This window comes from Erythrobacter sp., assembly GCF_023653175.1.
Lineage (GTDB): Bacteria > Pseudomonadota > Alphaproteobacteria > Sphingomonadales > Sphingomonadaceae > Erythrobacter.
The window spans coordinates 1-8975 of record NZ_JAMNXL010000145.1 but is presented as its reverse complement, the minus strand read 5'-3'; the positions used below and the strand labels follow the sequence as shown (position 1 = coordinate 8975).

Sequence of the window (8975 nt, the reverse complement as noted above, 5' to 3'; positions counted from 1 at the left end):
TGATTTCGGCAGAGCAGAAGTCCAATCCCCGCATCATGGCGACGATTGGCAATCTCGACTTGGTTCCAGTCGCCCGGCGCGTCGGTGGCAGCGGGGCCTCTTACCTCATGGCGCCGTTCACCCACGTGAGCACCGACCGGCCTAGCCGCTTTACCGACGGCAGTTACGGTGTTCTCTACGTCGGGGATCGGTTCGAAACTGCGCTGTTCGAGACAATCCACCATCATGCCCGTTTCATGGTGCGAACTCGGGAAGCGCCGGGGTGGACCTCGCAGTTCCGCGAAATCGTCATGTCGGTCGATGCAGAGCTGCATGATCTCCGAGCTCTGGCGGGTGCGCCGAATCCGTCGCTCGATCCGGATAGCTATGTCTTATCCCAAGCGCTCGCGCGGCACCTCAGAGGCGCGGGATCGAACGGGATTGCCTACCCGAGCATCCGGCATCCGGGTGGAGAATGCGTCGCGCTTTTCTACCCAGACTGCGCGTCAAACCCCCTGCAGGGTCGACACCTAGACTACCACTGGGACGGCGCGCGCGTTGATCTCGTGCGTGATGCCGGTTCAGGGGCCGTTTTCCGAGTTGTAAATTTGCCGAGCATTGGCTGAGTGCCGAATACGTGCTGAAGATTGGCATATCTCGACCTAGACACGGTCGTTCAGCACGGCCAATAGGAATGTCCGCTCCTGACACAAGCTGCCGATAGAACGCCCAGACGCTTATAGTCAGCAAAAGGCCGCAATTTGGAACGTTTGACGCAGCCTTTGGCAGGCGTAGTTCCGGATCATCGTTGATTGAAAGAATGGTAGGAGTTGACCAAGTCCTTGTGATATTGGGCAATGATGCACGCCCTTCAGGCTCGGTTCTCTGACGTTGATGATCTCTTGCGAGAGGCAGCGCATGGGAGGTTGCGGGACCACGGTTCGATCGTGATTGAGAACTCGGGCCGCATCGGCCCACTCATTGAGTTGCTGGCAGGTGCTCAGCAATTCCCGAGTGAGTACGAATCTATTTCATTCGCGGGGGCGTTCGCTTCTCAAGTTCGTGAGGCATGGGCGACGGGTCAACCGTTCGGCGGTGGCTTTAGCGATCAGGCAGGAGCCTTCCCACTTCCTCTTAAAAACCCTGTAGAGACCGGCGATCCGGTCTGGCAGCAATGGCTGCTCCATGCGGAGAATGCGGCGAAGAACCGGGGTTTTCCCGCCGGGCTCGTTGCGTCGCTCATCGGAGCGATGGGTGAGATGCAGGACAATGTCTACGAGCATAGCGGCGCGGCTCATACGGGACTGGTCGCCTATGCCGTCACGGATCGCTCCTTCGAGTTTGTAGTGGCGGATCGCGGCATGGGTGTGCTGGAAACGCTACGGCAAAATCCTGACTACGCGCATCTGCCGGATGCAGGGGCGGCACTGACCGAGGCGATCAAAACCGGTGTGTCGCGCTTCCCTTCGGCAAGTGGCCGTGGGCAGGGATTCGTACAGCTTTGCCGGTCCATGGTGACTGACCGAGCGGAGCTTCGCTTCCGCTCTGGCGATCACGCGCTCATGCTTTGCCCGACGCATGATCCCCTCAATGGCGATCAGCGACTAAGTCATACGTCAGCCCTCGAGGGCCTGACGATCAGCGCGATTTGGCGCGCGGAAGCCCTCTGACGCAGCGCCACGCCGTTTTTCGGCATGCGTGCGCGCCAGAATGATATGGTGACTGTGGAGCGCCGCGACGTTCTGCTGCAACAACGCATCAATCGGCGCGCCAGGCGGGGTCGGATGCTTGCGCCACACCAACTTTCCATCGTGCCGGAATTGCGCCTCCTGGCGGCAGCGGGTCTTGGTGAAGGCGTCGGTATCGATCATTGTCACCGCCGCAAAGGCTGCCCGCAGCGGTTCGAGCGCGCGCATGCCACCACGAACCACCAAACCCAGTGGTTGCGGCACGCGCGCGGCAAGGGCGATTAGCTGCGCCACATGCCAATCCAGTCGTTCGCCACGGCCAGCGCCGGTCGCAAACTCGAACGCGAGGTATTGGATCTCCGGGCGCTCAGCGATCAGCTCGCCCCAGCGCTCATAATCCCGTTCCGTGCGCGCATTGGGATGCAAAGCGGTCGGCAGCCCCGCCTGCATCATCTCCACCGTCGCCATGAGGATGCGCTTCATGGCATGCAGGTTATCAGTGCGGGGCACATCGGTCAGCACGCTGAAATTGGGAGGCGTGATCAGCGCGATGTCGAGGGCAGCCAACTGTTCAAGCATGACAGGCCTGTCATTTGAAGCCCAGTAACGCTCGATCTTCCTGTCCCGAGCCACCCCGGAAACCACCAGCCGGGCATTCGGGTCGATGCCGAATTTCTGGCTTAGCGCTGCGCGGTCGGGATAGCGTAGCGTGCCCGCGTCGATGTTTAAAAGGGCATAGAGCGGCAGCGCCACAATCGGGGAGTTGAGCGTGCCGACACGCGCGGTGGCATGATCGATCAACGGGACCATCGGCGGCAGTACCTCGATGGGCACGACTTGAGCGCGGGGTACGTTGGCGAACTCCAGCCCACCGACTTCCCTCAAGCGTTCCACAAACTGCTTCGGCTTGCCTCGGCAGACGAGGTCACAGGTCGCCTTGTCCTTGCAGCGGCAGTAATCGCCGCAGTCGAAAAAGCTGGCACCATTATGGACTCCACCGCAGATGGGGCGGTCAATACAGGCCACACAGCCCAGCGAAGAAGGCATGGTCGCGGCATCGTCCCACAGACTCTGCGCATTGCGCACGAGGCGGGGCAGCGAATGTTTGTTGGCATTCTTCATTGCAAACGAAGCTCCGCGCTGTTGCCGAACCGACTGACCCGTTCGACGATTCCGAGGGCGACACCGCCGCATTCAGTAATGGATGCGTGCATGTCGGATGGCAGGCCATTCACCGCGCCAATGCGGCTTTGCCCACGGCACACCATGGCGTTGCCAGACCCGCATTGCACCACCAGCTCGTCGCCAGGCTGCACGCTCAACCCGGGATCGATGTCCGCCGTAATGGTGCGCTGCTGCGCTCCAAACTGAACATCAAACAGCCCCGGTTCCTTGAGCCGGTCCACGCCCTTATTCCAGCGCTTGCGCCAGGGCTGACCGGACTGTTCGCGGATAAAATCGGCACCCATCAGATCGCCTCCATTACAGGGCTAAACAGCTTGGTTTTGCCGAGGCGCACTTCCTTCAGCATGCCCTTGGCGGAAAGCGTCGCCAGCCGGTTGTTCCATGCGGTCGTGCCGATCTTGTCATCGGGGCGGAGCTTGGCCAGGTCCGGCGCGGAAATCGGATGATGCGCGGCGATAAGTTGGATGGTGCTCATCTGCCCGCCGTCCAGCTCGCCGAGGATGTGCGGGTCGGTGGTTGTACCGTCCGTGTCGAGGGTGCATGCCCAAATGGCATCGTTGCGACCACGAAGGTAGGTCGCAAGCTCTTCCTCGATGGTCGCATTGGCATTGGCGACCACGGGGTAGATCATGCCCGCCGCGTTGCGGCAGAAGTCGCGGAAGCCCATGACGGCCTCACGAAGAAACGACCCCGTCGCGATGTCCACCTCCGCGAAATCGAGGAAGGCAAGGGTGGGCTCGGCCACCGGCGTCGTTTTCTCGATTAGATGGGCAAGCATCTGCCGTCCCATGGCGCTACCAGCCAGCGTTGTGCTTCCAGCGGGGTGGGCCAGCATCAGGTGTCGAATCATTTCATAATCCTCACTCATAAAAGTGAGATAGGTGAGGGACGGCCATCCGTCAAGGGTTTCTCCGAGACCTCGCGTGTGCTGTGGGCGGGTCGGGCCAGCCACTGAGCCACCGTCCAAGCCCTTGGGGCGGCCATGCGACCGCCCAAATGATCGCTTTTTCGGTGAATACGAGCATCACGACGTCGTCTTGCAAAGAGATCTCCCGAAGCAAGGGGAATGAGAGCTGGGACCATAAGTGTTACAAATTAGAAGGTCCGGCTGCTCCTCAGCGCGCCCACAAGCGGATAGTCAGCAATCGGCCCAGGTGCTGTCGGAATGCCGTTAGGGTTGGATAAACGCTCGTTGTCGGCTCTTGGCGAATCCCGCCGTTCGGCAGCTTGCCGTTTGCTGGCAGCAAAGTACCAGCAATCGTCATCCCTCGCTGCCGACCGGGCTGTGAAACTCTCAGCAATCGGCCAAGAGAGGAGGGGGCTTTGCCCTGATTGAGCTATTAGGGCGTCGATAGTCGGCGTGCCGGGCTCACAATCAGGAGTGTGTCCCATGATCAAGTCGATCCCTCTGAACAAGCTCGTTCAGTCGCCCCGCAATGTCCGCCGCCACGGTGATCCGGCAGCAGATGCTGAGCTCAAGGCCAGCATCGGAGCCCACGGTCTGCTGCAGAACCTCATCGTCAGACCTGCTGCCAAAGGCAAGTTCGAGGTCGAGGCCGGGGAGCGTCGTCGCCGCGCGATGCTCGCGCTGGCTGAAGAAAAGCTGCTCGCCCGCAATTATGAAGTCACGTGCCTCGTTCTCGAGGACAGCGCTGAAGCGGCCGTGGAGACCAGCCTCGCGGAGAACTTCCACCGCCTCGCTATGAACCCCGCTGACGAAGCCCAGGCCTTTGCCGCGCTCATGGCAGGCGGCGCGACTGTCGAAGATGTTGCGCGCCGCTTCGGTGTGACAGTCCGCTTCGTGGAGGGGCGGCTGCGTCTCGCAACGCTTGCGCCTGTCGTGTTCAAGGCGCTCGCCGCCGGAGAGATCACCCTCGATATTGCCAAGGCCTTTGGCGCCACCTCGGATCAGGACATCCAGACCCGCGTGTTCGAGCAGGTGTCCTCGGGCTATTATGCGCCCAACCCCGATAGTGTCCGGCGCATGGTCCTGTCGGGGACCGTCCGGGGCAGCGATCCGCGTGCTCGCCTCGTTGGCCGCGATGCTTACATCGCAGCCGGCGGCCGGATTGAGCGTGAGCTGTTCGATAACGACGACAGCGAATCCTGGGTCGATGTCGCGCTGCTCGAAAGCCTCGCGGCGGCAAAGATGGAAGAGCAGGCCAAAGCCCTCGCCGCCGAGCAGGGTCTTGCCTGGGTCAAGCCGACGCTCGATCCCTATGCCAGCCACGACCTGGTCGAAGGGCTGGTCAGGCTTCCCGCCGAACCGGCGCCATTGACCGAAGCCGAAGCGGCAAGGCTCGACGAACTCGATGCCTCCTATGACGAGCACGCGGCGATCCTTGAAGACGAGGACAGTGCCGAGGAGGCCGTGGCTGCGGCCGAAGCGGCTATTGAGGCCATCGAGCGCGAATGCCAGGACATTCGTGCCCGCCCGCCCGTCATCGCGCCGGAACTGAAAGCCGAAGCGGGCATGGTTTTGGTGCTCTCGCGCGATGGTACGCCGGTTCTCCAGCCGGTGTTCTACAGCGAGCGTCAGGCTGATCCTGCCGAGGCCGACGATGGGATCGAAGTCGTCGCTGGCGAAGAAGGTTCGGACAGGCGCCGGACCACCTTGTCGAAGCGTCTGGTCGACGAACTCGCGATGCAGCGCCGCGATGTTCTGGCACTTCACGTTGCATCCGATCCCGGGCTGGCGCTCGACATCATGGTCTTTACCCTCGCCGATGCCGATACCCATGACTGGCGGGCGCGCTCTTCGACCACGCTGCGCGCGCCCGTCCCTGCAGGCCCGATCATCGGCTTCGAAGCCAAGGATGCGCCGGCAACCAGCGCGCTTGCCGAGCTCAGGTCCGGTCTCGATGAAAGCTGGCGCGCCGGTGACGATGCAATGTCCCGCTTCGACCTGTTTCGGGCGCTGCCCGATGACAGCCGCGCCGCCTGGCTGGGTTACGTCGTGGCCCGGTCGCTCGAGGCAAGCCTCAACATGGCCGGTGAGCGCCAGCTTCCGTTCCACGATCATCTCGGCAGCCTGATCGGTATCGACATGGCGCAGTGGTGGCGGCCGACCGCGGCCAACTACTTTGACCGGGTGTCGAAGCAGGTGATCCTCAATGCGCTGACCGATGTCGGCGGTCTCGAGCTCTCCTCGCGCTTTGCCGCGGTCAAGAAGGGCGACCTCGCGATGAGCGCCGAGCGCGTCTTTGCGGGCACCTACATCACCGAGGTCGAGGTTCGCGAGAAGGCGCTCGCCTGGGTGCCTGAGGTCATGCGCTTCGCAGGCCCTGCGCCGGAGGCTGACGAAGCTGAGATCGACTCCGCTGGAGCGGGGCAGGTCGGTGATAACGAACATCAGTCTCCCCGCGAGCTGGCCGCCTGACCTCCTCCTGACAGGCACAGCCACTCGCACCTCGTGAAGCGGTCCTTCGGCTTATGCCGGAGGGCCGCTTCTCTTTTGGAAGCAGAGCAGAGGGGGCTCGGGACCCTGTGGCACTGACCGGCGAACCCGTCGCCGACTGTCCGGATGCCGCAATCAGGAGAACAATCATGGCCTATCGCAAGGGGCAGGGCGGCGGCTTGTCGCCCGCCACCCGCATCACCCAGGAAATCATCGCCCGTCTGGAAGCAGGCACGAAGCCGTGGATCAAGCCGTGGCGCGGTGTCCCGGTCTCCCGGCCCTTGCGGGCATGCGGGATTCCGTACCGGGGTATGAACGTGTTCTGGCTCTGGATGGTCGCCGACATGTGCGGCTACGCATCGCCATTCTGGATGACCTACAATCAGGCAAAATCGCTCGGCGCCCAGGTCCGCAAGGGCGAGAAATCGACCATTGCGATTTTCTACAAGAGCTACACCAAGGAGGTGGAAGCCCCCGATACCGGCGAAAAGACCGACGAGGCCCGACGGGTGCTGAAAGCCTATCCGGTCTTCAATGCCGATCAGGTGGAAGGTCTGCCGGACCGCTTTCATCCGGCCGCAACGCTGGAACTGGTCGAGCCGGAAGGCCGAGAGGCCGACCTCGACGACTTCTTCGCGGCAATCCCCGTCAATGTGCGCCACCTGGGCTGCGAGGCCTATTACGAACCAACTGCAGATCGCGTCACGATGCCGCCTGCCAGCCTGTTCAACGGCTTCGATCACTACTACGCCACGCTCGCCCACGAGCTGTCGCACTGGACAGGCCATGCCAGCCGTCTGGCACGCGATCTCAAGAACCGCTTCGGCACTGCGGCCTACGCCGCCGAGGAACTCGTCGCCGAACTCTCCAGCGCCATGCTGGGTGCTGAGCTGGGGCTGCCCGTGACCCATCTCGACAACCACGCGAGCTACATCGAGCACTGGCTCAAGCTTCTGAAAGACGACGACCGCGCCATTCTGACCGCTGCGGCCAAGGCCGAGCAAGCTTCGAGCCTGCTGCTGAGGCTCGGCGGGAGGATTACCCCTGACCAGTTTGACGACGCGTCAGACGACGCTGCGCTCGCGGCCTGAGGGAGGATATCATGGGCCGATCGGTCAGCTTTCCCAGCGGCGCAATCGTCGCATTCACGGTTCTCGAGGTCGAAGACGATGACGACTGGGAATTCGAGTACGAATGGCTGCGCGAGGATTTGCGCGAGCGGGCCGCCAACGCCTTCCCTTCACTGATCCCGCATGACGGATGGCGTGACCGGGAAGACCGGATCCTCATGCGCAATGCCTATGCGGATTTCGGCGTATCGGTCTACGGAGGGCTGGTGGCTGTCTGGATCGCCGAACGCGATGACGGGGCCTATTGGGACGCCGATTGGCGCACGGCCCGGTCGCCGCGGGCACGGCGCTGGCTGTCCCAGATCGCATCCCGCTTCGATGCCCTTTTCGGCGACTACGATTGCCTCGGGCACATGTCGAATGGCGAGGGGGTCTACACCAAGCGCGCAGCTTGAGGTCTGCGAGTTGGCCAGAAGCAGCGCTTTGGGTTGCCATCCCTGACTGAGCTTTGCCGGCCGCTCATGGTCTGGCGCCATGCGAGAGAGGCCCTGGGCCAGCCGCCAGCTTTGCGCAACCCGGCTTGGGCGGACCCGTGTTGGCCTTGGCCCTTCAGGCTCAAGGCCTGCCCGCGCCAGCCCGCCAAGCCGGGTTTCCCCTGGCGGGTGCGCAATCCTGCCTGAAGCTGGCCCTGACGGGCTCTCGCTGGCGCAGCCATGAACGGGTGCGTCGGCCTCACGCCAGTCAGGAGGACTTTCTCATGCACACATCATTCGCCGACCAACTCGCCGGGCTCGATCTTGCCGGCTTTTCCGTCGGTCCTGCCCCCATATCGACAAGCGATTTCCCGGTTCGCGACGCGGTCGTCCAAACCCTCGAAGCGGTCTGGTCCGATCTCTTCGCCATGGTGTCCGGGACCGCTCTTGAAGCCGATGCAGAGGATCTCGGCTGGGCCTTCGTCAACATCTTCCACCGTTCTGCGACCCGCAAATCGACGGCCCTTGACCGGGCGACCGACGAGGTCCGCGCGCTGATTGCGACGGCCGATGGGTCCGAGGTTCATACCCATGATCTTGAGACCCAGGTCGAGCGGGCGCAATGCGCCGAAAGCGCGATGCTGGCGCTCGAAGAGATGCGCGAAGTTGCAGCAGCCCTCTACCTCAACGAGTTCGGTTCCTCCTGGAAGCCGGTCTCCAGTTCACGCTTCAATCACAGCGCGATGATGACGTCCGCGCTCGTCGAAGGTCGCGATTTCCTGCGTGCCCGTACCGAGGCCAAACGCCGTGCGGCCGTGCCCGAGGGAACGCCCGTCGTATTCGCTGGCGGGCGCACCCGGCATGCCACCGAAGCCGATGCACTGACCTTCGGCAACAGTGTCTGGGCCACGCTTGACAAGGTCCGCGACCGTGTTCCCGACATGGTGCTCATCCATGGCGGCGACACCAAGGGCGTGGACCGTCTGGCATCGAGCTGGGCTGAACGTCGAGGTATCCCGCAGGTCACGTTCTCGCTCGACATGCGGCTGGGCGCCCGTGCTGGCTTCAAGCGCAACGAGCGTATGCTTTCCCTCGATCCGCGCTACGTCGTCGCCTTTCCGGGCAATGGCGTGCTCGAACGTCTGGTCATCGAGGCCAAGGCTCGGCGGATCACCGTGGTCGA

The 8975-nt window shown here is 62.8% G+C and carries 9 protein-coding genes; 6 read left to right on the top strand and 3 right to left on the bottom strand.

Annotated elements, in window-relative coordinates; all coding sequences use genetic code 11:
- Nucleotides 1–605 (top strand): RES family NAD+ phosphorylase (locus tag NBV68_RS14545; protein ID WP_296310934.1); only part of this gene is annotated, 605 nt, incomplete at its 5' end.
- Nucleotides 606–836: 231 nt separating this feature from the next.
- Nucleotides 837–1649: a hypothetical protein gene (locus tag NBV68_RS14540; protein ID WP_296310933.1), complete on the top strand. Its 813-nt coding sequence runs from the start codon at nt 837–839 to the stop codon at nt 1647–1649.
- Here the strand turns inward: NBV68_RS14540 and NBV68_RS14535 are convergent.
- The 3 genes from NBV68_RS14535 to NBV68_RS14525 are packed head-to-tail and all read right to left on the bottom strand — an operon-like array spanning nt 1596 to nt 3702.
- Nucleotides 1596–2789 carry a hypothetical protein gene (locus tag NBV68_RS14535; RefSeq protein ID WP_296310931.1) on the bottom strand — a complete coding sequence of 398 codons (1194 nt, stop codon included), beginning with the start codon at nt 2787–2789 and terminating at the stop codon, nt 1596–1598. The genes NBV68_RS14540 and NBV68_RS14535 overlap by 54 nt on opposite strands.
- Complete coding sequence (locus tag NBV68_RS14530) at nt 2786–3136, bottom strand: hypothetical protein (RefSeq protein ID WP_296310928.1); 351 nt, start codon at nt 3134–3136, stop codon at nt 2786–2788. Before NBV68_RS14530 ends, NBV68_RS14535 begins: the two co-directional genes overlap by 4 nt.
- Nucleotides 3136–3702 carry a hypothetical protein gene (locus NBV68_RS14525; protein WP_296310927.1) on the bottom strand — a complete coding sequence of 189 codons (567 nt, stop codon included), beginning with the start codon at nt 3700–3702 and terminating at the stop codon, nt 3136–3138. Before NBV68_RS14525 ends, NBV68_RS14530 begins: the two co-directional genes overlap by 1 nt.
- A gap of 540 nt (nt 3703–4242) precedes the next feature.
- On the opposite strand from NBV68_RS14525, the gene NBV68_RS14520 reads away from it, so the two are divergent.
- The 4 genes from NBV68_RS14520 to NBV68_RS14505 all read left to right on the top strand — a co-directional run.
- On the top strand, nt 4243–6231 hold the full coding sequence (locus tag NBV68_RS14520; RefSeq protein ID WP_296310926.1) for a ParB/RepB/Spo0J family partition protein: 1989 nt from the start codon (nt 4243–4245) through the stop codon (nt 6229–6231).
- A gap of 167 nt (nt 6232–6398) precedes the next feature.
- Nucleotides 6399–7340, top strand: coding sequence for a zincin-like metallopeptidase domain-containing protein (locus NBV68_RS14515; protein ID WP_296310925.1), 942 nt, complete (start codon nt 6399–6401; stop codon nt 7338–7340).
- A gap of 11 nt (nt 7341–7351) precedes the next feature.
- Nucleotides 7352–7774, top strand: coding sequence for a hypothetical protein (locus NBV68_RS14510; RefSeq protein ID WP_296310924.1), 423 nt, complete (start codon nt 7352–7354; stop codon nt 7772–7774).
- A gap of 302 nt (nt 7775–8076) precedes the next feature.
- A partial coding sequence (locus NBV68_RS14505) for a DUF2493 domain-containing protein (protein ID WP_296310923.1) occupies nt 8077–8975 on the top strand: 899 nt, incomplete at its 3' end.

Bases quoted from the DNA above. Each gene is read 5' to 3' on its own strand.
- NBV68_RS14520 (WP_296310926.1), top strand. From the start codon at position 4,243: ATGATCAAGTCGATCCCTCTGAACAAGCTCGTTCAGTCGCCCCGCAAT.
- NBV68_RS14535 (WP_296310931.1), bottom strand. From the start codon at position 2,789: ATGAAGAATGCCAACAAACATTCGCTGCCCCGCCTCGTGCGCAATGCG.
- NBV68_RS14540 (WP_296310933.1), top strand. From the start codon at position 837: ATGATGCACGCCCTTCAGGCTCGGTTCTCTGACGTTGATGATCTCTTG.
- NBV68_RS14515 (WP_296310925.1), top strand. From the start codon at position 6,399: ATGGCCTATCGCAAGGGGCAGGGCGGCGGCTTGTCGCCCGCCACCCGC.
- NBV68_RS14525 (WP_296310927.1), bottom strand. From the start codon at position 3,702: ATGATTCGACACCTGATGCTGGCCCACCCCGCTGGAAGCACAACGCTG.
- NBV68_RS14510 (WP_296310924.1), top strand. From the start codon at position 7,352: ATGGGCCGATCGGTCAGCTTTCCCAGCGGCGCAATCGTCGCATTCACG.
- NBV68_RS14530 (WP_296310928.1), bottom strand. From the start codon at position 3,136: ATGGGTGCCGATTTTATCCGCGAACAGTCCGGTCAGCCCTGGCGCAAG.